The organism is Cupriavidus necator, from assembly GCF_040578825.1.
In the GTDB taxonomy this organism is placed as follows: Bacteria; Pseudomonadota; Gammaproteobacteria; order Burkholderiales; family Burkholderiaceae; genus Cupriavidus; species Cupriavidus necator_E.
Window position 1 is genome coordinate 1 of record NZ_JBEFLI010000092.1, and the last position, 23824, is coordinate 23824.

Below are 23824 nucleotides of genomic sequence, written 5' to 3' on the forward strand. Positions count from 1 at the left end.
TCAGGATTGCACTGATGGGGACGCCATTTGCATCGACGAGGATGTGATGCTTGGAACCTGGTCGCGAGCGATCCGTGGGGTTCGGACCAGTTTTTCGTAAGCGCGAATTTAAGCGCACCTAGCTTTTACAACATCCGGCTGGATTGAGGCAAAGCCGCGCCGGGCAGCGGTAAGCGCGGGCGCAACGCCAGGGCGCGGCGGCTTTCTCTCATTTCTGGACTTTCTGACAAAAATAGTCAGTCGCAGTTTGTTTGTTCCCATACAACGCCACAAATTTGCATTTTTATCGATATTGTTAGTTAAATTTAACACTGATCTGCAGGATGTTTCATTCTTGCAACGGCACAGCCAGCCAGCCTCATTCCTACCGGGCTCATCCAAATGAATGAGTTTCAGACGCGACTGCATATGGCCTTCCCCTCGTCCATCCACCCTTTGTCCTAGGCCGCCGGTTTAATCCGAGCCATTTGTCGCCGACCCTTCCCACCGCCCTCATCCTGTCCCCGATATCCCGCCCGGCCAAGCCGCAACAAGCCTGGTGCACTCCCGGCCCGGGCCTCCGATACCCGACATAGCCCCTCGTCCTTGGCGCCCGCCGCCTGCAATGCCACTTATCCAAGAGGTAAGGCGCTGTGCGGTGCAGCATTGACTACGCGTTGAGATCGAAATCCCGATGCGCGTGGCGGATTCAGTAACAACGCTGCAACCGCGCTAGCGCCGGAGGTCAGCTCATGCTCTTGGCGACATAGAAGAATTCGCAATGAATTCAACGGGCTACCGAGTGATGGCACAAGCATCGCTCTCCTCCGTTGTGGTGTGCACGTCCTGACATCACAAAGCGCTGATCATGCTCAGGTTGGCTGACACAAGCCACGGCGCCCTTCCTGCAGGAACGTAGGGATCAGGCGATCGCAAGCAGTCGCCAGCCAACGCGCCGGCAAGACCCCCTTGGCAAGACGAGAGAGGCCGACATGCCGAAGAACGTTCTGGCTGTATTCGGGACCCGCCCTGAGGCCATCAAGATGGCACCGCTGATTCATCGGCTCAGGGAGTCAGGCAACTTCGACCTGCGAGTCTGCGTCACCGGCCAGCACCGGCAGATGCTCGACCAGGTACTGCGGCTGTTCGAGATCGTGCCGGACTTCGACCTCAACGTCATCAGCCACGGCCAGAGCCTGTCCGACATAACCAAGCGTGTGCTCTCGGGCGTTCACTCCGTGCTGGATCGGTTCCTGCCCGATGCCATGCTGGTCCACGGCGATACCACCACCACCACGCTGGCCGCCACCCTCGCAGGCTTTTACCGCAACGTAGCCATCGGACACGTCGAAGCGGGACTGCGGACCGGCAATCTCAACGCCCCCTGGCCGGAAGAAATGAACCGGCGCGTGACCGACGTGATGGCGTCCTGGCATTTCGCGCCAACACAGCAGGCACAGGAAACGCTGCTGCGCGAAGGCGTCGATCCGGCTCGCATCAGCCTGACCGGCAACACCGGCATCGATGCCCTGCTGCAGGTCAAGGCCCGGCTGGATGCCGATGCGCAGATGCGGTGCCAGCTGAGCGCCCAGTATCCCTTCCTGGACGAGTCGCGGCGGCTGGTGCTGGTGACCGGCCACCGGCGCGAGAACTTCGGTACGCCGTTCGAGCGCCTGTTCACGGCGCTGCGCATGCTGGCGGACCGCAATGCGGATATCCAGATCGCCTACCCGGTGCATCTCAACCCGCATGTGCAGGCGTCCGTGCAGGCGATCCTGAGCGGGCACCCCAACATCCACCTGATCGAGCCGCAGGACTATCTGCCCTTTGTGTTCCTGATGTCGCGCGCCTACCTGATCGTCACCGATTCCGGCGGCATCCAGGAGGAGGCGCCCGCCCTGGGCAAGCCGGTCCTGGTGACGCGAGAAACCACCGAGCGGCCGGAAGCCGTCGCCGCCGGCACGGCGCGGCTGGTGGGCACCGACCCGGAACGCCTTCTCGCCGCCGCGGAGCGGTTGCTGAACGACCCCGAGGAGTACGCCTGCATGTCGCGCGCCCACAACCCGTTCCCGTTCGGCGACGGCCGCGCCAGCGAACGCATTGTCGTTGCGTTGCAGGCCGAACGACCAGACCCGTATGGGGAATGCGGCGCCGAGTCGGCCGATGCCGGCGTAGTCGAGGACAGGACGACAGGACGAAAGGAACCAGCAGCATCAATGACAACAGCGGATCGGCGCAAGGGCTGCTACGTGCCCGGCAATCCGCGCTTAGCAGGAGCAAGTCAATGAAGCGCTCACGTATGACACGGTTAGCGGCAGCGGCAACAGCGGTGCTCTTCACCGCCTCCCTTGCCTCGGCACCCGCCCATGCCGCACTGACCCAGGAAGCCGCCGCGGTGGCGGCCGAGACTCCGCTCTATCTCCCGGCGAGTCCGCTGGATCCCGGCGGGTTGCTGGGCTATGACCACAGCTTCCAGATCGACTTTGCGTACGAGGCGGAGAAGGGCAAGAACAAGGCAGCCCTCAAGGCTCTCAAGGATGAGCTGAAGGCGAAGAAGCCCAAGAAGCTCAAGGCCGGAGCCAAGGTGAAGGCGGGCACATACACGCTCGCGCCGGCGCCTGGAGCCGAACCGGACTGACGGGCTCTGCATGCTCGCGTACGTCGATGCGCCGCGGCGTTTTGCATGCCGAGGCCACTTGTAGTCATCGCGCTGGGAGAAGACCGTGCTCTACCAATCCTATTCACTGCTGCGGCGAAGCAGCGTCCTGGTGCTCCAGCTATGCCTGGCACTGGTGCTCGCTTTGCCGGCCATCTCGCACGCCGCCACCAACCAGATCGCACTGCTGGTGCCGGACGGCTTCTCACTTCCCGATCCGCGCGTGTCGGCCTGGCTCGATGGCGCCCAGGAAGAAGGCCTGAAGATGACCGTCATCACCGACACCCAGTTCCAGCAAGGCACGACCCCCGCGCAGTTCTCGGGCGTGATCCTGCCGGACCAGGTGCACGTGAACGCCAGCGATGCGCTGATCGCGGCGCTGGAGACCTACACCAGCCAGGGCGGCAAGCTGATGCTGGTCTACGACTTCGGCGCGCTGACCCCCACCGGCTTCTACGCACCGCAGAAGAGCCGGCTCAGCAATCTCGCCGGCGTCGACTATGTGCTCTATGACCAGTTGCTCGGCAACATGATCGGCGTGGGGCCGATCACCGCGCTGGGCACCACGCTAAGGACGCTGCAGGTGCCGCCGGGCAAGTCGATGGTGTGGGACGCGAGCACGACCCCTCCCATCGAAGGTATCTCGGGCTACGTCTATGGCTTCCTGATCTATCCGAGCTTCGTCACGCAGGGCACCTATACCGGCTCCGCGCTGATCACGTCTCCGAACTTCGGGCTGGTGGCAGGGCTGCGCAACTTCGGCTCAGGCAGCGTGCTGTTCGTCAACCTGCCGCTCGCCTACCTGAAGGGACAGACCGACGGCATGCTGATGCACGGCTTCCTGCGCTACTTCGGCGGCAACCTGATGAAGACGGCGCGGCTGTCCGCACAGCCCAAGGCGCGTGGCGGGCTGGTGCTGAACTGGCACTTCTGCGCCGGCGACCAGATCGCGCCCGCGGTGGAGATGAATACCTGGGGCACCTTCGACAATAGCAATAGCCCGTTCTCCATTTCCGTGACTGCGGGCCCTGACCAGATCAACTTCGGCGACGCCAAGGGCATCAACCTGTCGCAGAACACCGCGGCAAAGAATCTGATGCTGTCCCTGCAATCGAAGGGGCACAAGATCGGCAGTCATGGCGGATGGATCCACGACTACTGGGGTGCCAACGCCAGCGAGACCAACCAGTCCACCTTCGAACAGTACCTGGTGCTGAACAAGCAGAGCGTGGAAGGCGTGACTGGACGCGCCGCGGTCGAGTACGCCGCGCCGCAAGGCAATACGCCGCAGTGGTCGCTCAACTGGGCCGAAGCCAACGGCAACACCGGCTACTACTTCCTCGGCCATACCGGGATGGCGCCGACGCGCAGCTATCGCGACGGGGTGCGGAGCAACGAGACCATCCGCGCCTTCCCGGTGATGCCGTTCGGGCAGTACGCGACCTTCGAGGAGTTCGAGGAATTCACCGTGCCCGTGGCCGACATCAACACCTGGTACCGGCAGCTCATCGATTTCGTGGCGAAGAACCGCACCAGCCGGCTGATCTACATGCACCCGGTGGGCGCTATCCAATACCCGAAGACGCTCAACGTCATATTCAACAAGGCGGACAACGTGAAGGCAAGCGGACTGTTCAACTGGTACACGATGGACACGCTGGCGCAGTTCGGCCAGCGGCGCCAGCAGGTCACCTGGAGTGCCACCGATACCGGCAACGCCTGGAGCTTCCAGGCCAGCCATCCGAGCGACCTGACCGACATGGCATGGGTGCTGCCAAGGACGGCATACACGCAGCCGGTGGTGACGCAAGGGCTGGGGCTGGTGACATGGGATACCAACAACTGGATCGTGACATCGCAGGGAGGCGCTTCGCTGGGGTTCACCAGCGGCAAGAAGTAACACGCAGGGGCCGGCCGCGCTCGCTGCACGGCGAGCGCGGCAGCGGCGCCACGCCACCACATTCATTTGCAGGGGTCGTCGAGCATGCATCTGGCGTATAGCGCGTTCTTGTCGCTCAGTGGGATGCTGGTATTCTCCATGCCCGTCCCCGAGACTGCGGCCGCGGAAACCTCCCGGCGCGCAGAGGCCTTCGCCACCGCAGCCGGTGCTGCCGAAGCCGTCCCCAAGCTCCTGTCAGAAACCGTGAAGCACGCCGCCGCGCCGGCCAGCGCGGCCGTTGACGTTGCGATGGTGCGGCCGGACACGCTGGAAAGCGATGTCGTGACGGAGCCGACATTGCGCCCGCGCGCGTGGCCGAAGCCGCCGCCGCCGCTAAAGGCTGCGGAACTGCCGGAAGCGAAGGCTATCGTGCCGCCGCTGACCGTCATGCTCATGGTGATCATCGGCCTGGTGCTGTTCTATGCCGTGCGCCATTACCTGTTCACGCTGAACCGGCTGTTCGGCACGCAACGCCACCCTTACCTGGACATTGATATCGCGGACTGGCCCACCCTGACCGTGCTGGTCGCGGCGCATAATGAAGAGGCGGTGATCGCCGGTTCGCTGACGTGCCTGCTGCACGCGGACTATCCTGTCGACCGGCTCACCATCATGCCCGTCAACGACCGCTCCTGCGACCGCACGCGCGAGATCATCGACGACTTCGTGCGGCAGTACCCGGGACGCATCACCCCGTTCCACCGCACCGGCGGCAAGCCCGGCAAGGCCGCCGCGCTCAAGGATGCGAGCGACGCCGTCGCCAGCGACATCATTGTCGTGTTCGATGCCGACTACCTGCCGCCGGTGGGCCTGCTCAAGCAACTGGTGGCCCCGTTCTTCGATCCGGAGGTCGGCGCGACCATGGGCCGCGTGGTGCCGATGGGCTGCCGGCGGTGCTTGAATGGCAGCGCCGGCGCGACGTCCGTCCGCTGGCGATCGATGGCGAACACACGCTGGAGGTTGCCGCCGTGGCCGCGGTTTTTCGCGCGATGGTCGAGCGGCAGGACGAGAAGTCTGGCCAGCGTGGCCTGGCGCACCCGGTCAGCGCCTTGCGGCCTGTCGTCCACGTCACAGGCACCTTCATGCCGACAGCGGCGGAGGCGTTCCTAGAATAGTTGTACGGAAGCACCAGCGATCCGCTGGTGACGATGGTTGCGCGCGCAGACGCCTAGAGGCTATAGAGATTCCGGTTCTCGCATATCGTTCCTTCGGATGCATTTGGCTGCGAGGCCCCGATCACTCCGGCCACTCTGGCAGAGCAACGCGATTATTATTCGCAATGGTCCCACTTTAATGCGGTGAGGCCGTCAATCTTGGAATCCCTTGCCATGCCTACCCTTATCGTTCCGCTCGGTGGCGGCGCACCGGACGAACTGATCCGGTTCGAGGCGAGCGAAGAGTCTGACGTCTGTCGTTTGCGTGCCATCTATCGTGATCAAGTCATTGATCTGATGGCTTCGGATTTTTTCGAGGCACTCTGCCAGGTCCGCGACATTATGGCGTTGTCGGGCGTAGGCCCGCTTTGCTACGGCGCGAGCCTGGATGTGTATTACATTGACAGCGGCGAACAACGCGGTAAGGGTATGTTCGCGCACCGACTCATTATGGGGCAACAGCCCGAGGAGGCTGACGTGGTCGAGACCTTTACCACTGGCGCTGACGTGTGCCCGGCGACGGTGGTGGACCAGAGGAAATACTGCAGCTGAGCCTACGCACATAGCTACTATCAAGGCCGCGCCTGCCGCCGGCCTGCATCGCTGGACGAGGAGTTTTCCCTAGGCCAAAGCGGCAAATGGTCAACGCAGCCCCTCGATCACGTAGAGCTTCCCACACGCCGGGCGGAATGAAATGGAGGAACACCGCGATGTAGTTGTCGGCCACATGCCGATAGGCCACCGCGCCCATCTTGCGGTAACGGAAGTGATAGCCGGCCAGCAGGTTGTTGTCGTAGAAGTCGTACTGCGTGCCGTCTGCCGCCACAGTCTTACCGTCGCCCCAGTGCTTGGGCAGGTCGAGCCGCAGATACAGCTCAATCAGTTCCCGTTGTGCGGTTTCGAGCCGCTCCAGATTCAGGTGCCTGCGGTTGACGAAAGACATCATGTACGGCGTGACCCGCTCGCCCATGTGCCGGGCGGCCTGGGTGGGACCCAGGTTGCAGCCCATGGCGAAGATGGTCAGCAGATACCGCTCGGCGGCATTGCGGATCTTCGGGTCGCTACCCGACAGCGGGCCAAAGTGCCGCGTGAAGTGAGTCCAGTGCTCGATATTCGCCAGCACGTCGAGCAGGTTGCGCGTGGGCATGCGCCGGATCAGCGCCTGCTGCAGCGCCACCGCGCTCGCCGGGATCTCGCGGGCGACGGTACGCTTGAGCACCGGCTCGCCGCCCTGGCCGATGGTGACATGCTGGCGCTTGTCGGGAAAACTGCTATCCAGTGTGCGTGCGGTGTCGGAGAGCCACTGGCGCAGTTGGGCCACGAAGTCCTTAGCGTTGGCCGGCATGTCCAGCTTTGCGCAGTACTCCGGCAGGCGCCGCTCGCATTCCCGCCAAGGCAGTAAGTACACCCGGTAGTCGGCAAAGGCATCGGAGCCCACCACGCATAGGTCGCCGGAGCGCAGCTCATTCACCATATGGGAGAGCACGCACAGTTCCCAGATAGCGCCGGTGCTGGAAAACGAAGCGCTGCACCGCGAGTGGATCGCCGCCGAGGTATTAGCCGACTGTCCGACTTTCCGCCGCCACCTCTCACTTCTCCGGTGGCCGGGTTATACGCGGGAAACAGAAGCTCCACCAGGAAATGCGCCCTTGGTGCAACTCGGGGCACTAATTGGCGGGCTTTTTGGGGGAGGGGGCTGGCGAGGAAGCGCCCACTGCGGACGGCTCGCCGGCGCTCGCTGAAGATTTTTGCTTCGGGGGGTGCTTGACGAGGCGATGGCGTGGGTTCGCGGCCAATGCAAGGAGGTACTCATCCGATGCAGTGGCATCGCACGTCGCCCCGAGAATTACAACCCTCTTTGCAGCGAGAATCTCGTTGCTCATCGGGATCCCCGTCGCAGGCGTTGTCATGACGCAAGTCAAGGCGGCTGAGCAGACGACGACGCTATTCATGAGAGGACCATTTGTCGAGAGCAAGGTAAAGCGCAGTTCAACGATATGTGCGTTGGATGGAGCAAGGATTACAACGTCATTACAGACTCGTAATGCCCGACGGTTGTCGTGTGGCGCCTGGAAAACATCACGCGATATCAGAGCAGTACTGGCCTTCCTTATGTCCGTTGCGTCTCGCGCTGATTGCGCAGATGTTCAGAAAATCGCCCCAGCCGTTCGCGGGATAAACGGCCCTCCCCAAACCTCAGATTGCGCGGGACGTAACAATTCACGCCGAACTCGCGCACGGGACCGTCAGTGACTAGCGGGGTACTGCGACCCCAGTGGCCCGATGCGCCGATATCGATTCCCGCCGCGTTGGCGCCGATCCGCGGCCCTTGGGGGTTTCAGGCCGATGATGGCGCTGGCCGCACCAAAATACTGCCGTTCGGGTCGTCACGAGGAGAACCGTTACAAGCGCTAACAATTGTTTAGGAGTACCGGTACTCAGTGGGATGCTTAAGTCGTATGCTCCTTTCCCCAATACGCAAGGAGAGATACGTGACGAAGCTTCCAATCCTTTTTGGCGCGGCGCTAGCCATAGGCTTCACCAACGCCAGTGCGCAGACACATGGCTATACGCAGGACGGACATCGCCGTGCACCGGCTCCTGGGACGGTGCATATCATGCCCGCGGTTGCGGTGGCGCAAGACGCGCACCCTGCATATGGGCATGGCCCTGCGCTGCGCGAGTCGCATGGCAAGCCGCAGCACGGAAGCGAACATCGCCGACATGAGCCAGACCGTGGTCGTCACCATGCCGCTTACGGGGCTCGCGGTCACTAAAGCAGGCGTTGCTCTGCGGTAATGAATGGCACCCTGGCGGCTATGGCGCCGCCCTTGGAAGCGCATGAGAGAATGAGGCGTATTCTTGATTCTCTGCCGTCGCCTGCGGCGTATCATCAGCGACTTCCATGCCCGATTCCGGCGCCACGCGCGTGACCTGGGGGCGGTCCGTAGTCACGCCGCGGCGGGTAGCCCTGATAGCGGGGCGGCCCAAAATATACGCGAGGACGAACCAGCACCGGCGGCGGGCCGTAGTAGACGGGTGCCGGCTCATACAGCGATGGCGGAGCAACATAGATTGGAGGTGGCGGCGCAGACGGCGGAACGCCGACCACTACGCTTGGCGCCCCGATCACGGGGCCCACATCGTCGTGGGCCATAGCGGCCCCCGACAGCAGTGCGTTGGCAGCGCTCACTCCCGCGAGCAACCAATGCCTTTTCATCTTTCCTCCTTCGAGTTGAAGAGAATCGACTCACCGTTTGTTGTTACGCTGCCAGAGCCGCTGAACCGGTAGTTCATTTGACTCATTACGAACGAATTGCAGATTCATGGCAATTTTGCAATCCGCTGGCGACTGCTGCGTTGTCGGCGAGTAGGTCACTTCATTGCGAAGAAGTAATGAGCCTGCAATCTTCGTAAACATCGGAATCACCCCGCGGGTTATCGGCCTCGCCTTCAAACAGCAGCATCACCGTGCTCACCAGTCCGGATCCGAAGAATACTTTCGACGTTTACAACGGCGATTAGCCCATCATGGCGATTACCGGTATAGGCCGCCAGGCGAAGGGCGTTGATGATGATATCCGAGTCCTCATCAGCGCAGAACATCATTACCGCGACTTGATTGTGTGCGTCGGGATTCCACTCAGCGCCGGTGAAAGCGTGATGGGGGCCGGTTCCCCTCGGATGGCCATGCACACGAAACCAGGTGAAGCCGGGCAAGTGACTGGCTTCATGTAGGGCAGTCTCAACGCTTTCCAGGCGATGCGGAGGAATAATTGCGATGATTTGTTTCATGGCTATGCCCCCTTCTTGATGCGACTCTGTAAGAATTATTGGTCGCGGAATGTCATTTGTCCACGGGCAAGCCGCTAATAGCGCAGGCGAAATGCTTTTCTAGAAGCGGCGGTTCGGCATGTCCCCCATATCGACTTCTCCGGGTGCTGCCTATCTACCCATGGTGGTGGCGCGTCGCGATGTGGCGCCTAGTTCGAGCTACTGTGTCTACTTGTTCAGCATATTTTTTCGCCCCTATCCGATTTCGACCGCCCAGGTCATCGCCGCCCATGCAGAAGTTGCCTCCTCCACCGTTGAGGACTAATCTTCACAGAGACTAGGACCGATTTGCCTAATTGGTCCGCGAAGGAAGTGCGAGCCACGAATCGCCGTTGGCGCGCCGGGCGCGGTCTACCCGTCTAGGTTGCATTCGCGAACGGTATCCGCAGGCAGGCTGCGCTGAGCAGGTACCTTTCTGAGCCGCCAGGCAACGGCATTCTCCGGCTTCATTTTCGGTGTCATTGCGGTCTTTCGAATCAATCGGCGATTTCGACAAAACATGCTCTCGAACCCTGCTTGGTTGCACCGGCTGACCTGCATTGTCGCCGCACTCGTTCTATTGGTGGCTGCCCAGGGCATTTTCGCTATCGAACTTCCCCTTACTGTGGAACAGGCTTGGCAAATCGCCGAAGACGCCAATCCAACGCTCAAGGCGGCACAAGCCAGCCTTGCAGCAGCGCAGGGGCAAGTCACCGATAGCCGGGGCCTGCTCTGGAACAATCCTCACGTGAGCGCGAACGGCTTGCGGCGCATGGTTCCCAACCCCAGTGTCGGCGACGACACCCAGCGCGAATGGCGGGCACAAGTCAGTCAGCAGATTGAGATTGCAGGCCAACAAGGATACCGCCGGGCGGCTGCCAAACAAGATCTGGCGGCGATTCAGGAATCCGCGGAAGAAGCTTGGTGGCTGGTGCGGGCCGAAGTGGAGAAGCGGTTCGTTCGCGTGCTGAGCTTGCAAGCTCGCGTTGCCATGGAACAGGAACTAGTCACCCTGATTCCAGAGAATGTCAGCATTGCAAAGACACGGTTCGTAGCTGGCGAAGACAAGAAGCTTGATCACAACCTTGCCGAGGTGGAACTGGGGCGCGCCATTAACAAATTGGAAGTAGCGCGAGAGCAGCTTCTGCGCGCCCGTGCCGAGATCGCTGCGATGCTGCAATTGCAGGCGAAGGCGCTTCCGGAGGTTGAAGGTTCTCTTTTCGCCAATGGCCCGTCCCCATACTCCCTTGAACACCTTTTTGCGCTGGCCTCCAACCGGCCACGACTGCGCGCGTTCGACCTTCGGGAACAAGCAGCCCGCAGTCGGCTTGGCCTGGAGCGCGCCGCTGTCTATCCGGACGTCACCGTAAGTCTCTTTGCCGGCCGCGAAGGTCCAGTTCGGGGACGCGAGCGAATTGTTGCCTTAAGCGTCTCGCTACCGCTGCCGCTGCTTCGCCGCAATGCAGCAGGCATCAGGCGAGGTGGCACAGAGCTCACTCACGCCCAGTTGAAAGGCAGACCGCCATCCGCGATACACGCGCAAGCGTCATGACGCTATGGCAGCAGTGGGGGAGGTGTGCACAAGCGGGTCAGCAGGCTGGAGAACTTGTTCTGCAACCCTGCGGGAAGACCAGCGTCTGTCCACGGCAGCTTACCGGGCTGGGGAGATCAGCGTCACGCAACTTGGGCTTGCGACGCGGCAGGTGCTGCACACCCGTCGCGAGGTGCTGGAGGCCATGACCGAGCTAGAACAGACGGCAGGCTGGGTAGGGCCGTAATGAAGCCTCCAGTCGAGCTATAGCAGCAAGAACTACTTGAGGAATCTCTGCCTCGAAGGCTCAAGCATGAAAGTCCTCGTTCTATTGCAACGATTCGGCATCGTCGCCGCCGGGTTGTCGGTACTGGTCTTGACCGGGTGCGGTCGCGACGACCCTTCGACGCAGGAAGCTTCGACTTCCCAGCAGAGCGGCCCGCGATCGGCTCAAGGTAGCGCCGCTTCCCCTGACGTACAGAGCAGCGGGGGGCGAAAACTCAAGCTCAGCGCTGACGAAATCCGCTCGGCAGGTATCAAGACGGCGGTGTTGAGGGAAGAGGAAGTCAGCGAACAATTGACGGTGACCGCAACGATTCGTCCCAATCAGGATCGCATCGCCCACGTGGCGCCGCGAGTAACCGGGCGTATCGTCAAAGTCCAGGCCAATCTGGGCGATGCGGTGCGAACTGGCCAGACGCTCGCAGTGCTCGACAGCCTAGAAGTCGGCGAAGCGCATTCGGCCTATCTTCAAGCCAAGACGGTCCAAGCGGTGGCCAAAGCCGACTTCGAACGGGCGGAGCTGCTGTACGGCGAGCAGATTATCGCCAAGAAGGACCACATACGCGCTCATGCCGAATACGAAAAATCGAAGGCAGCATTCGCCGCCGCTGCCGACCGTCTGCGCATGCTGGGCGTGAGTCAGGCGCCATCGGCCGATGGCAGGGCGGTCTCCACGTTCCCGTTGTTATCTCCCGTCACGGGAACGGTCATTGAAAAGCACGCCATCTTAGGCGAGTTGGCGCAGCCGGACAAACAGCTTTTCGTCGTGGCGGACCTTTCCCGGTTGTGGATCGAGGCTAACCTGTTCGAAAAGGATCTCAGCCGAGTCCAACTCGGTGCGCCGGCCATTGTCACCGTCGCTGCCTATCCCGACGAAGCCTTTCAGGGTCGACTCACCTACATCGCGGCCGTCGTCGACAAGGAAACCCGGACTGTCCAGGCTCGGGTGGAAGTGACCAATTCAGACGGGCATCTCAAGCCCGAAATGTTCGCTACGGCCGCCATTCAAACAAGCGGCGGCAAGCGCCAAAAAGCCCTTTTGCTGCCCGAGGAGGCAGTGGTCTTGATGCAGGGCCAACTTACGGTCTTTATCGAGGAGAGCAGCGGCAGCTTTGAGCCCCGCGCGGTGGAACTGGGTGAAAAACTACGCGGGCGCGTCATGCTCAAGAAGGGGCTCGCAGTGGGCGACAGGGTGGTGACGGAGGGGACCTTTTCTCTCAAGGCGCGCCTGATGAAGGCCCAGTTGGGCGAAGGCCACTAGGAGGCCGCCATGCTGAGCCAACTCGTCGATCTGTCGCTTCGCTACAAGGTGCTCGTGTTGGTGGGGTTCGCCGTGGTCGTTTTCCTCGGCGTGCGAGCCTGGTTGACGATGCCGGTGGACGCCTTTCCCGATGTCACGCCGAACCAGGTGAATGTCTACACAGAGTCGCCGGGACTGGCTGCGGAGGATGTGGAAAAGCTTCTGACTGCCCCGATCGAGACTACCATGGCCGGCTTACCAGGTGTCGAGCAGATTCGCTCGGTGTCGCTCTTCGGGCTGTCATATGTCGGCGTCTATTTCAAGGACGACCTGGACATATATTTTGTCCGACGGCTCGTCGGCGAAAAGCTGCAGGAGGCGCGCGAGCGCATACCGACGGACTATGGCGAACCAACCTTGGGACCGAACAGTTCCGGACTCGGCCAAGTGTTCTGGTACACGATTGAGTCGGCCGACGAGAAACTCTCGGCAATGGATCTGCGCACCCTGCATGACTGGAGCGTACGCCTTATGCTGCGTACGGCTCCGGGTGTGGATGATGTGACGACGTGGGGCGGCCAAGAGAAGCAATATCAAGTCTTGATCAATCCCCAAAAGCTCATCAAGTACAGTCTGAGTTACAAGGCCGTCATGGAGGCTCTCGCGGCAAATAACCGGCAAGTCGGCGGACAGTATGTGAATCTTGGCCAAGAGCAGTATCTAGTGCGCGGCCTGGGGCTAGTTGCCAATACGACGGACATTGGCAATATCGTCGTCGCCGAGCGGGAGGGAATTCCGATTCACCTGCATGAAGTGGCGGAGGTAAAGGAAGGCCCCGCCGTCCGCTTTGGCGCAGTTACCCGAGACGGCCGGGAGGTCGCGCTCGGAATTGCACTCGCCCGCATCCACGAAAACGCAAAGCAAGTCGTGGATGCAGTGAAGCAGAAGCTTCAGCTTGCTCAGCAGGCACTCCCTAACGGGGTTACGCTGAATCCGGTTTACGACCGCACGGACCTCGTCAAGAAGGCCCTGAAGACCGCTGAGAGCGCCTTGATCGAAGGCTCGATTCTGGTGGCAATTGTGTTGTTCCTATTTCTTGGCGAAGTGCGCTCGGCCCTGGTAGTGATCCTCGCTCTTCCCCTGGCTATGCTCATGGCATTCCTGCTGATGCAGCAGTTCGGCCTGTCCGCCAATCTGATGTCACTGGCTGGCTTGGCTATTGGCATTGGCATGATGGTTGATGGCGCGGTAGTGATGGTGGAAAACGGTTTCCGGTTGCTCTCGCATCAAGCCGGAACGGCCGTGAACCGCACCCATGTCATCCTTGAAGCGGCGCGCGAGGTGATCAATCCCATCGCCTTCGCCATCCTCATCATCATCGTGGTGTTTTTGCCCCTTTTCTCCCTCACCGGGCTGGAAGGCAAGCTCTTTAAGCCAATGGCACTCACCATTACCTTTGCCATGGTCGGCTCGCTGATCCTCACGCTAACCCTGATTCCGGTGCTCTCGGCGCTGATTCTGAAACCCAAGGCGGAAAGAGACACCGTCTTGGTGCGCTGGGTCAAGGCAGCTTATCTACCCCTGCTCGAGCGCGCGCTGGAAAACAAGAAAAAGGTGTTTGCCGCCGCCCTGTTGCTGTTAGCCGCGGCGCTGGCTGTGTTCCCATTTCTCGGCAAAGAGTTCATGCCTACCCTGCAGGAGGGCACCATCATGTTCCGGGTGACTGGCATCCCTTCGACCTCGCTGGAGGAATCGGTGCGCATCTCCCAGACCATGAATGTGGTGCTCAAGCAGCATTTTCCCCAGACGAAGTCGGTCTTAGCCACCATTGGTCGGGCAGAGAAGGGGGAGACTAACGACGCCAACTACATGGAGGTACTGGTGGATGTGAAACCGCCGGAGCAATGGCAGGAAAAGATTTCGATGCCAGAGCTCTCTGATCGAATGAAGGAAACACTTGAGCGCGCCCTGCCCACCGTGGTACTTGCAAATACCCAACCAATCCAGATGCGGGTTGAGGAATTGATCTCCGGTGTTCGCGCCACGCTCGCGCTCAAACTCTACGGGTCCGACCTCCCCGTGCTTGACCGTTTGGCGGCTCAGATCAAGCCTGTGCTCGGGGCTGTTGCCGGAGTCGCCGATCTCTCGCTGGAAGCCAACAAAGGTAAGCCTCAACTTGTAGTAAAGGTCAACCGGGAAGCAGCAGCGCGCTTCGGCATCAACGCCGATGATATCTTGGAAGTCGTTCAGGCCGGCATAGGGGGCAAGGCGGTTAGCACCCTCATCGATGGGGTGCGTCGCTTCGACATTCAGGTCAGACTCGATGGTGCATATCGCGACAGCCGGCAGGCAATTAGCGACATACCGCTGCGCACCCGGGCCGGGGCGCTCGTGCCGCTGTCGCGAGTCGCGACGGTGGAAATGGACGAGGGATACACATTCGTGCGCCGTGAGCAACTGCAGCGCTACGCCGTGTTGCAGATGGACGTAAAGGGCCGCGACGTGGACGGCTTCGTGCGTGAAGCCGAAGCAAAGATCCGAGGCCAAGTCAAGCTCCCCGAGGGCTACTGGATCGAATGGGGTGGTGCTTTTGAGAATCAGCAGCGCGCTATGGCGCGGCTGGTGCTAATCGTGCCGCTCACCATCGGCCTCATCTTTCTGCTGCTGTATACGGCATTCAATTCGCTTACCCACGCCACCCTCATCATTGCTAACGTGCCGTTCGCCGTGATCGGCGGTGTCTTCGGGTTGGCATTGACGGGCCAGTACGTCTCTGTGCCGTCCGCCATTGGATTCATCGCCGTCTTTGGCGTGGCAATGCTGAACGGCATTGTATTGGTCTCTTTTCTAAACGATCAGCGCCGCCAGGGCCTGTCGATCCGCGAGGCGGTGCGCCAAGGAGCGACGCTGCGTCTGCGCCCGGTCTTAATGACAGCCTCAGTGGCAATACTCGGTCTGGTGCCCATGCTGCTTTCGCAAGGGGTGGGAGCGGAGGTTCAGCGACCTTTGGCGACCGTAGTTGTGGGTGGCCTCATCACATCCACAGCGCTCACGCTCTTGCTGTTGCCGCTCATGTACGAGTGGGTGGCAAGTCGCGCGGAACGCAAACGTGATTCGACCTGACAACACACTGTGTACTGCTCCGCAATGGAACCGCTGCGAGGGGAATACCAATGAAAGAGATCAAGGCATTCATTCGACAACACCGTATCGCCAACGTCATAGAGGCGTTGAAAGACTCCGGTCACTGTGACATGAGTAACTCCGAAAATGGGTGCCACAACATCACGGTGTCCAAGGTGCAGCGGCCGCTCGCGAGTGGGGATCCCACGCAGCAACACTATTCGATGGAGCTTGCTGAAGCCGTTATCGCAGAATATAAGCTCGAACTCGTATGCGCTGACGACGTGGCCGCTATTCTGACTGATGCCATTGCAAAGGCCGCAGCCACTGGGCAACCCGATGCGGGCTGGATATTCATGAGTGAAATTCAGCACGTGGTGCGTATCCATTGATTCCCGCGTCCTACCCTTTGCTTCTCTCGGTCTCTCGGTCTCTCGGTTGATAGTAGCTGGACCCATTTGGTATCGATTCATGGACCTACGGAGCCGAAAATGAGATGTCTCGGAGTAGTGGCATTGTTTGCATTGAGCAGTGCGGCCTGCGTACCGTTTGTGCAGCCCACTGACAGCCCGCGTGCCCGCGCTCGAATATCGGTGGAAGGCTTGGCACCCGACGCAAGGTTTGCGGGCGTCGATATCGGCCGTGAGCCCAGCTGTAGAACGTTATCGCGGTTTGACTTGATTCCGGTTGCCCGCGCCGGTTCAGCAGAACCGGCGCCGACGACCGAAAACGCCGTGGCTGCAGCATTTGCGCTTGACATGGATGGCCAGAGAACGATGGAGCCGAAGTCGTTTGTTCGCGAGGTCTGGATTGAAGCAGGATACAAGGTTCGCGTCAGCGTCTATGCATCACATCTTCCGCGCACCCTTTACCGTACCTTCGTTTTTCTACCAATCGATGGTGAGGACTACGAAATCCGAATGACAAAGCGCGCCCTGGAGGTCGTCCGCCATGACCACCAATGCGCCGGTTGCGCGACAGTGCCGGTCCCGACCTCGCGTTCCCGTTGCCAGCCGGCACAATCGGCGGTATCACGTCCTTGATCCCGGCGAGCGCCATCCGCTGGAGACTCGCCCGCCCACTGGAACAACTCACACTGCACGGACCGGCCTGGCCAGCCAGCTGTTCGCGATGATGACGCGGAAGGTCCTGCTCGATATTGGTGTGCCTGGCTCAGTGAATGCAGGACAGTCTGGAAGATGCAAGGCGATCTGCTACGCGCACGTGGACGTCAATCTGCCGAAGACTGTCTTGAAAAATTCATGTCACGCCTTGATAATTCGTATAGGGCGGTATTGAATGAATTTTCCCGGCGCGCACGGTACGCGCCCGGTGGCCAAGGACCTCGCAGAGGCAGCGCACTTCGCCGCATGAGCCAAGCGCTCGGTGCGGCCACAGTGATTGCGCTTTCTCGCAGACTAAAACGACGCAGGAGACTAACATGCTGAGTCCTCATGAGATTGCCGCACTCATTCTGGTCAAGGAAGTCCCGAATCCGGAGGAACTGGATCCCGTGGCTATTGACACGCTGCTAGCGCATCAACTTGTCACGCTGGAAAACCGGCCGCCTTCCGGTCTCGCGTGTCCTCGCCTCACCTCGCGCGGCGATTCCCTACTGAAAGCCGTCGGGCGGTTTCGCTAAGGCGCTGCCTCGCCCACACCGCATCTCCTACCTGTCCGTGGCGGCGCCGTTGGCCACAGTTCTTCCAGCTGGCGGCACGCCTCGACTCGCCGGGGGGGCGTGAGGTGCCGAGCCAATCCCCATAACCCAGTCTCGCCAGTGTGGCGTCACGATGCTCGCACAGATGCCGGCGGGTTCAACCTCAGGAATTCATCATGCCTACGTTGCCCAACGAACAGCTTTCGGCCCTGCAAGCCGCCAACCTCGACCTGTTGTTTGGTTTGACGAACAAGACCATCGCCGCCTTCGAGAAGCTGGCTGAACTGAATCTGCAGACGATAAAAGCGACCGTGGCGGAAACCCAGGACAACATCCAGAGAGCGTTCGACGCCAAGGACATACAGGAGCTGCTGGCGCTGCAAGCCAGCCTTTGGCAGCCAGCGACCGAGAAGGCACAGGCGTACCGCCGTCAATGGGTTGAGATCACTTCCGCCACACGAGCCGAGTTCGCGAAAGTCGCCGAAGCGCAATATGAAGCGAACAAGCGCAGGATGCAAGACGTCATCGACAGCGCCACGAAAAGCGCCCCGGCCGGCTCCGAGGCCGCCGTGGCCGCTTGGCAATCGGCGGTGAGCGCCACCACCACGCTGTGCGACACCGTGCAGCAAACGACTAAGCAAGCGATCGAAGTCGCCGAAAGCAATTTGGACATCGCCGCCACCGCGGCATAGCGATTGCGGCCGAGCTCGGTCAGCCGAGCCACCACCGTCGGCTCCTCGTCGTCCAGACGTTTGATCAGCAGATGACGCCCGTAGGCCTGCATGACGATCTGCTCGTGGCCGAGCAGGGTGCGTAGTTGCCGCTGCAGTTCGGCAGCGTAAGGTTTGGCGGGTAAAGCTGGCATGTCGATCCTGTGCGCCGGTCAAAACCGGCAAAGTGTTGTGAATGAAAGAGTCATACGTTGAAGGTCTAGCCAGCCACGGCGGCCCCGAGTCATGCGTGTGTACCCGCAAGGGTGCATGGAGTTGACCCTTTTTTTTGACACCCGCTATCTTGAACCGTAGGGGGGGTACCCATCATGGCCAAGACTCGAGTGCCGTATGCCGCTGCTTTCCGGCAGCAAATGATTGACCTGGTCCATGCCGGCCGGACGCCGGAAGACCTGGCCAAGGAATTCGAACCCACTGCCCAGACCATCTACAACTGGGTCGCACAGGCCGACCGTGACGCCGGTAAACGTCACGATGGCCTGAGCACTGCCGAGCGCCAGGCACTGACCCATCTTCGTAGAGAGCTTCGGCAGGCCAAGGGCAATGCGGTCGCAGCGCGCATGTCCCGCAGATTGGGGCGGGCATATGACATGGGAACGGCGCTCGACGGCATACGACAGACGGCCAAAGGCCGACCGGGTGCGAAGTTCACCACCCTGATGCATCACATCTACGCAGTCGACCGCCTGCGGGCAGCCTACTTTGCGCTGGAGCGCAAGGCGGCTGCCGGGGTGGGCGGTCAGACGTGGCAGTCGTACGGACTGGACCCAAGCGCAGCGTGGCGCTGCCGCGCTCGGGCGTCTGGCACTTCGAGCTGAAGCACGATGGATCCGTCGTGCTTTTCCAGGAGATCTATTCGTAGTTCGCCGACCTCGCGGGTTGCCGTGCCATCCGTCGGGACCGCCACCGGCACCGTCGTACTGATCAGCCTGCTGATCCTGCTGGTCTGGTTTGGCACCCTCGATATGCGCCACCTGCTGCGCTCCGATGAAGGCCGCTACGCCGAGATTGCCCGCGAGATGTTCGCTACCGGCGACTGGGTGACGATCCGCTACCACGAACTCAAGTATTTCGAGAAACCGCCATTCCACCTGTGGGTGACCACGCTGGCCTACACGCTGTTCGGCGTGGGCGACTGGCAGGCGCGGCTGTGCGTGGCGCTGTCCGGCATCCTGGGGCTGGGCGTGTCGATGCTGGCCGCGGCACGCTGGTACGGCCGGCGCGTGGCGGTACTGACGGGGTTGGTGCTGGTTTCTGCGCCGATGTGGAATATCGCCGGCCACTTCAACTCGCTGGACATGACGCTGGCCGGCGCCATGGCGTGCGTGCTGGCCTTCATGCTGCTTGCGCAGCACCCGGATGCCAGCCGCGCCGAACGCCGCAACTGGATGCTGGCCTGCTGGGCGGCGATGGGCGTGGCCGTGCTGGTCAAGGCGCTGGTCGGGCTGGCGCTGCCGGGGCTGGTGCTGGTGGTCTACACGCTGGTGACGCGCGACTTCGGCCTGTGGCGCCGCCTGCATCTGCCGGGCGGCATCGTCGCGATGCTGGTGGTGACGGTGCCGTGGTTCTGGCTGGTGTCAGAGCGCAACCCGGAATTCCTGCGTTTCTTCTTTATCCACGAGCACTGGCAACGCTACACCTCGAACGTGCACCAGCGCGAAGGCGCGATCTGGTACTTCGTGCCCCTGCTGCTGGCCGGTTTCCTGCCCTGGCTGGGCCTGGTTCCGCAAATGTGGCAGGCCGTGCGCGAGCGCGCCGGGGTCGATCGCGGCACCTCGCCGCGGCCATTCCAGCCCGCCCTGCTGGCAGCGCTGTGGGCCGTGGCGATCTTTGTCTTCTTCAGCCTGTCTGGCTCCAAGCTGCCCGGCTATATCGTGCCGATCTTCCCCGCGCTGGCGCTGCTGGCCGGCGTGGCACTGGACACGGTGACGGAACGCACGTGGCGCTGGCAGGTCAATGCCATGATCGCGCTGGGCGTGGTCGGGCTGCTGGCATGCCCGTTCGTCGGCATGATGGACAAGCCCGGCACGCCCAATACGGTCTATCGCGAATTCGCACTGTGGATCGGCATCGCCTTTGCCGTGATGCTGGCCGGCGCCTTGCTAGCGTGTCGGCTGTTGCGCACGCGCGGGGTGTTCCCCAGCGTGGTGGCCTATGCGCTGGCGATGTTCGTCTGCGTCACGGTGGCGCTGCGCGGCCACGAGGCCATGGGCCGGCCCAGCTCCGGCGTGGACCTGGTGCCCGCCATCAACGCCGTGCTGGCACCGGACATGCCGCTCTACAGCGTGGGCATGCTGGATCACACGCTGCCGTTCTACCTGCGCCGCACCACCATCATGGTCGCGCACAAGGACGAGCTGGAATTCGGCATCGGCCAGGAACCGCAGAAGTGGATCCCGACCGTCGACGGCTTTGTCGCGCGCTGGCAGGACGGCCAGCGCGCGGTGGCAATCATGTCGCCCGGCACCTATGACGCCCTGGCGGCGCGCGGCGTGCCGATGCACCGGATCGCAGGCGACCGCAGGCGCGTGGCGGTCGCCAATTTCGCGCTGCCGGGCAATGGCCCGCAGACGCAACCCCCAGGACAGTAACCTGAAACTCCTGCAACTCCTGCAACTCCTGCAACTCCTGCACTACGCAGCGCCATGACGCTTTCCACCTTCGCGTTCATCCTGAGCGGCGTGCTGCTCAATGCGGCGGCGCAACTGCTGCTCAAGGCTGGCGTCAATGCCATCGGCGCCATCACGCTGGACCGCGGCACCCTGCTCCTCACGGCTCTGCGCGTGCTGAACCAGTGGCCGGTGCTGGCCGGTGCTGGCCGGGCTGACGCTGTACGTGGTCAGCGTGGGCGTGTGGATCGTGGGGCTCTCGCGCGTGGACGTGTCGATTACCTACCCGATGCTCTCGCTCGGCTATGTCGTCAATGCGCTGGCCGCCTGGTGGCTTTCGGCGAGATGATCGGCCCCTTGGCGCGTGGCCGGCATCCTGCTGATACTGGCTGGCGTTTTCCTGATCGCCCGCTCCTGACGCAACTGCCCGCGCCCCTCACCTGATCCGACACCGACCGCATCGCAACGTCCTGCCATGACCGCATCCGCTCCCCAGTTCCTGCCATTCGTCCGGCCCGACATCGACGCCGCCGCCATTGCCGAAGTCGGCAAGGTGCTGGCCTCTGGCTGGATCACCTCCGGCCCCAGGATGCAGGCCTTCGAGGCCGCGCTGTCAGACCTTTTCGGCGGCCGCCCGGTGCGCACCTTCGCCAATGGCTCCGCGACCATGGAGATCGCGCTGCGCATTGCCGCTATCGGCGCCGGCGATGAAGTCATCACCACGCCGATCACCTGGGTCGCCACCGCCAACGTGGTGCTGGCAGTCGGCGCGCGGCCGGTGTTCGTCGACATCGATTCGCGCACACGCACGATGAGCGCGAAATTGATGAATGCGATGAAACATCACGTCCAGCTTGTCGAACCGGGAAAAGATGCGACGAAAGCCTTTGAGGCGCCGAAACAGGCGCTCAACTTCGTTTCTGCGCTTGTACATCTCGCGATCGTATTCCCATGGATCAAGGCGAAACAGGGCTTGCAGCCCGTCTTCTTCGTTGTAGACCGGAATGACGACCGAGACTTGGACCGAGCTCATTTGGAGAGACGTTTGCATGTTTCGCTGAGGATTGCGCAGACCCGCTCGACATCGGTGGCTTGCATCGCGGGGAACAGCGGCAGCGTGACGATGCCGCGCCCGATGCGTTCGGCATACGGCAGCATGTCTGGTCATGGAGGCGCTGCGCGAGCGCGGCATCGGCACCCGCGTGCACTACCCGCCCATTCAGGACGGCATGGATGTCGAGGAGCCCGGCGGCAAGTTTAACCTGACCGACGTCAACGCCGCGGTCGGCCTGGTGCTACCGTTCGGCATCCACCTGGGCATCCTTGACAAGGTGTACTGTCAGACTAGTACTACTGTGTTAACAACTACTCGGTTTTCCGGCCGCAGCACGGGCACCGTTCAAGGCAAGCAAGTAGCGCGGCGGCAAGCTCCAATCGCAACGTGGTGATGGAATCCGCCACATGTCGCTGCTTACGCAGGGGCGCCCCGGGGCCGGAAGCCTTCGGGTAAGGAAGACACCTCGCCGAGTAACCGATGATCTGGAGTTTTTTTTTGCGCCACCAGGCGTTCGGTGACGAGAAAACCGTAGGCCGCTATGCACAGCGTCGCGTGGTGGTGAAAGCCGCGCCAGCCACGTCCCTCGAAATGCCCCAAGCCGAGTTCCTGCTTGAGCTCCTGGTAATCGCGCTCAATACGCCAGCGCAATTTTGCGCATCGCACGAGTTCCTTGATTGGTGTATCCGCCGGCAACGTACTGAGGAAGTACTTGGTCGGCTCGACTTCTTCCTTGGGCCACTCGATGAGCAACCATTGCTGCGCGCTGGCCTCGCCTGGCCCGGCTGCGCGGGAGGCGCAATGCACCCGCATTGCCGCAAAACGCGACGACAAGGCGCAGTTGGTTCCTTCGCGCCACGTGACGGTGCGAAAGCGCCGCGACGGCAATTGCATGGCCAACTCCTTTGCTTGCAGCGGCGCCAGCGCTTGCGACTGCAGGCTCACTGCCCCAGTCACCCCGACCACATAGGTGAAGCCCATCGCCGTGAGTTGCTCGCGGAACTCCGTGCTCACCCCGTAACCAGCGTCAGCCAGAACCAGTTCGGGCAGCGATTCCGCTTCACCGAGGGTCTCAAGCAATTGCAGCGCGAGCATCGGCTTGGTGACGAACTCAAGTGCCTCGGGCACTTTGGCACGCTCACGCCGTTGCGGGTCATCTGCCCAGCTTTGCGGCAAATACAGTTGGTAGCGCACCGGCAGACTGAAGTGTTCATTGGCGAGAGAGACGCTGACTGCGACCTGGCAGTTGTCCTGCTTACCCAATTGGCCGCAATACTGCCGAGCGACCCCCACCGAGTGCTTACCCTTCTTCGGAAAGCCGGTATCGTCAATAATCAGCGCCTCAGGCGGGCCCGCGCGCTGGCTAACTTGCTCAAGCACGCCGCTGCGCACCGCATCAAGCACCGCTTGGTCCGACCACGGCGCATCGGCCACGAAATGATGCAGACGTTGGTGTTCCGAACGCACCCGGTCTGGCGACAAATGCGCCGCCATGGGCTCAACGCTCTTACGCTTGACCGGCAGCATCAATCCCGAGCAGTAACCACGAAACGGCTCGACACGGTCAGCGTGTCCAAGGGACTGGGCCATCAGAGACACGTACTCCTCGAACCGCTTTGCAGAGCTTGCCATCGCTTTCCTCATAACTCACTTGAAGACAAGCGAATAATGCCTTATTTTTTAACACAGTAGTACTAGAAGGGCGTGTTCACACTACCATACTACCTAAGCCCGTCGACGATTCTGCCAAGCATCCGGGAACAGCTGGCGAATCCCATCACGCACATCACAATACAGTGCGAGTTGGTGCCTTGCCGGCAGTCCGATGCATCCACCCACTTCGAGTCTGCGGCGCAATATTTGGCCAGCAACGGCGCGCGAGAGTTGAGCAAGCGCGATCACGACCAACCAGTCGGGGGGCACGGGCATTGAAGATTCTGGTTATTGAAGACGAGGGTAAGCGGATCGCCAGCACCGTGGTTGACGACGAGACAGGAATGGTGCTGCTTTAGGCTTGCAACGCCGGTTGAGCGGCGACGTTCCACGGCAGAAG

Annotated in this window: 15 protein-coding genes and 9 pseudogenes; 17 read left to right on the forward strand and 7 right to left on the reverse strand. The window is 61.6% G+C overall.

Annotated elements, in window-relative coordinates; all coding sequences use genetic code 11:
• Positions 1-97: pseudogene (locus AB1I47_RS29895) on the reverse strand (IS5/IS1182 family transposase); the annotation flags it as partial.
• An 874-nt stretch (positions 98-971) separates the two neighbouring features.
• Here AB1I47_RS29895 and wecB point away from each other — a divergent pair.
• The 5 genes and pseudogenes from wecB (at position 972) to AB1I47_RS29920 (ending at position 6280) form a co-directional block, all read left to right on the forward strand.
• Entirely contained in the window at positions 972-2267 is a 1296-nt protein-coding gene (gene wecB / locus AB1I47_RS29900) for a non-hydrolyzing UDP-N-acetylglucosamine 2-epimerase (RefSeq protein WP_354687301.1), read from the forward strand.
• Positions 2264-2617: a hypothetical protein gene (locus AB1I47_RS29905; protein ID WP_354687302.1), complete on the forward strand. Its 354-nt coding sequence runs from the start codon at positions 2264-2266 to the stop codon at positions 2615-2617. The genes wecB and AB1I47_RS29905 overlap by 4 nt, the downstream gene beginning before the upstream one ends.
• A 130-nt stretch (positions 2618-2747) precedes the next feature.
• The gene (locus AB1I47_RS29910; RefSeq protein ID WP_354687313.1) at positions 2748-4535 is read left to right on the forward strand and encodes a polysaccharide deacetylase family protein; all 1788 of its coding nucleotides are present in this window, start codon (positions 2748-2750) and stop codon (positions 4533-4535) included.
• 288 nt (positions 4536-4823) lie between these two features.
• A pseudogene (locus AB1I47_RS29915) lies at positions 4824-5474 on the forward strand (glycosyltransferase family 2 protein); the annotation flags it as partial.
• A gap of 428 nt (positions 5475-5902) precedes the next feature.
• Positions 5903-6280 carry a hypothetical protein gene (locus AB1I47_RS29920; protein ID WP_354687303.1) on the forward strand — a complete coding sequence of 126 codons (378 nt, stop codon included), beginning with the start codon at positions 5903-5905 and terminating at the stop codon, positions 6278-6280.
• Between the two features lie 96 nt (positions 6281-6376).
• On the opposite strand, the pseudogene AB1I47_RS29925 reads toward AB1I47_RS29920, so the two are convergent.
• Together AB1I47_RS29925 and AB1I47_RS29930 are read right to left on the reverse strand one after the other, a co-directional pair.
• Positions 6377-7322: pseudogene (locus AB1I47_RS29925) on the reverse strand (Tn3 family transposase); the annotation flags it as partial.
• A gap of 1859 nt (positions 7323-9181) precedes the next feature.
• Positions 9182-9523, reverse strand: coding sequence for a P-II family nitrogen regulator (locus AB1I47_RS29930; protein WP_354687304.1), 342 nt, complete (start codon positions 9521-9523; stop codon positions 9182-9184).
• A 538-nt stretch (positions 9524-10061) separates the two neighbouring features.
• Between AB1I47_RS29930 and AB1I47_RS29935 the strand changes: the two genes are divergently transcribed.
• The 11 genes and pseudogenes from AB1I47_RS29935 to AB1I47_RS29985 all read left to right on the forward strand — a co-directional run.
• Positions 10062-11093, forward strand: coding sequence for a TolC family protein (locus AB1I47_RS29935; protein ID WP_354687305.1), 1032 nt, complete (start codon positions 10062-10064; stop codon positions 11091-11093).
• Positions 11094-11385: 292 nt separating this feature from the next.
• Positions 11386-12615 (forward strand): efflux RND transporter periplasmic adaptor subunit, encoded by a 1230-nt coding sequence (locus tag AB1I47_RS29940; protein ID WP_354687306.1) that lies wholly within the window; start codon positions 11386-11388, stop codon positions 12613-12615.
• A gap of 9 nt (positions 12616-12624) precedes the next feature.
• Positions 12625-15717, forward strand: a complete 3093-nt coding sequence (locus AB1I47_RS29945; protein ID WP_354687307.1) for an efflux RND transporter permease subunit — start codon at positions 12625-12627, stop codon at positions 15715-15717.
• A gap of 50 nt (positions 15718-15767) precedes the next feature.
• Positions 15768-16109 (forward strand): P-II family nitrogen regulator, encoded by a 342-nt coding sequence (locus tag AB1I47_RS29950; protein ID WP_354687308.1) that lies wholly within the window; start codon positions 15768-15770, stop codon positions 16107-16109.
• A gap of 123 nt (positions 16110-16232) precedes the next feature.
• Positions 16233-16760, forward strand: a complete 528-nt coding sequence (locus AB1I47_RS29955) for a hypothetical protein (protein ID WP_354687309.1) — start codon at positions 16233-16235, stop codon at positions 16758-16760.
• A gap of 398 nt (positions 16761-17158) precedes the next feature.
• Complete coding sequence (locus AB1I47_RS29960; RefSeq protein WP_354687310.1) at positions 17159-17359, forward strand: hypothetical protein; 201 nt, start codon at positions 17159-17161, stop codon at positions 17357-17359.
• Positions 17360-17553: 194 nt separating this feature from the next.
• Entirely contained in the window at positions 17554-18069 is a 516-nt protein-coding gene (phaP, locus tag AB1I47_RS29965; protein ID WP_354687311.1) for a TIGR01841 family phasin, read from the forward strand.
• A 347-nt stretch (positions 18070-18416) separates the two neighbouring features.
• A complete protein-coding gene (locus AB1I47_RS29970; RefSeq protein ID WP_354687312.1) occupies positions 18417-18926 on the forward strand; it encodes a transposase in 510 nt (169 codons plus the stop codon).
• A 36-nt stretch (positions 18927-18962) separates the two neighbouring features.
• Complete coding sequence (locus tag AB1I47_RS29975; RefSeq protein ID WP_354687314.1) at positions 18963-20699, forward strand: glycosyltransferase family 39 protein; 1737 nt, start codon at positions 18963-18965, stop codon at positions 20697-20699.
• A gap of 54 nt (positions 20700-20753) precedes the next feature.
• A pseudogene (locus tag AB1I47_RS29980) lies at positions 20754-21135 on the forward strand (DMT family transporter).
• A 57-nt stretch (positions 21136-21192) separates the two neighbouring features.
• Positions 21193-21552 (forward strand): annotated as a pseudogene (locus tag AB1I47_RS29985) (DegT/DnrJ/EryC1/StrS family aminotransferase); the annotation flags it as partial.
• Here AB1I47_RS29985 and AB1I47_RS33905 read toward each other — a convergent pair.
• The 3 pseudogenes from AB1I47_RS33905 to AB1I47_RS30000 all read right to left on the reverse strand — a co-directional run.
• Positions 21528-21681, reverse strand: a pseudogene (locus AB1I47_RS33905) (IS5-like element ISCARN85 family transposase); the annotation flags it as partial. The pseudogenes AB1I47_RS29985 and AB1I47_RS33905 sit on opposite strands and share 25 nt — an antisense overlap.
• Positions 21670-21768, reverse strand: a pseudogene (locus tag AB1I47_RS29995) (glycosyltransferase); the annotation flags it as partial. The pseudogenes AB1I47_RS29995 and AB1I47_RS33905, both read right to left, overlap by 12 nt.
• Positions 21747-21875: pseudogene (locus AB1I47_RS30000) on the reverse strand (DegT/DnrJ/EryC1/StrS aminotransferase family protein); the annotation flags it as partial. The pseudogenes AB1I47_RS29995 and AB1I47_RS30000, both read right to left, overlap by 22 nt.
• A gap of 8 nt (positions 21876-21883) precedes the next feature.
• Between AB1I47_RS30000 and AB1I47_RS33910 the strand changes: the two are divergent.
• On the forward strand, positions 21884-22165 hold the full coding sequence (locus tag AB1I47_RS33910; RefSeq protein ID WP_407935938.1) for a hypothetical protein: 282 nt from the start codon (positions 21884-21886) through the stop codon (positions 22163-22165).
• A gap of 26 nt (positions 22166-22191) precedes the next feature.
• On the opposite strand, the pseudogene AB1I47_RS30005 reads toward AB1I47_RS33910, so the two are convergent.
• Positions 22192-23403: pseudogene (locus tag AB1I47_RS30005) on the reverse strand (IS701 family transposase); the annotation flags it as partial.
• Positions 23404-23824: the final 421 nt, after the last annotated feature.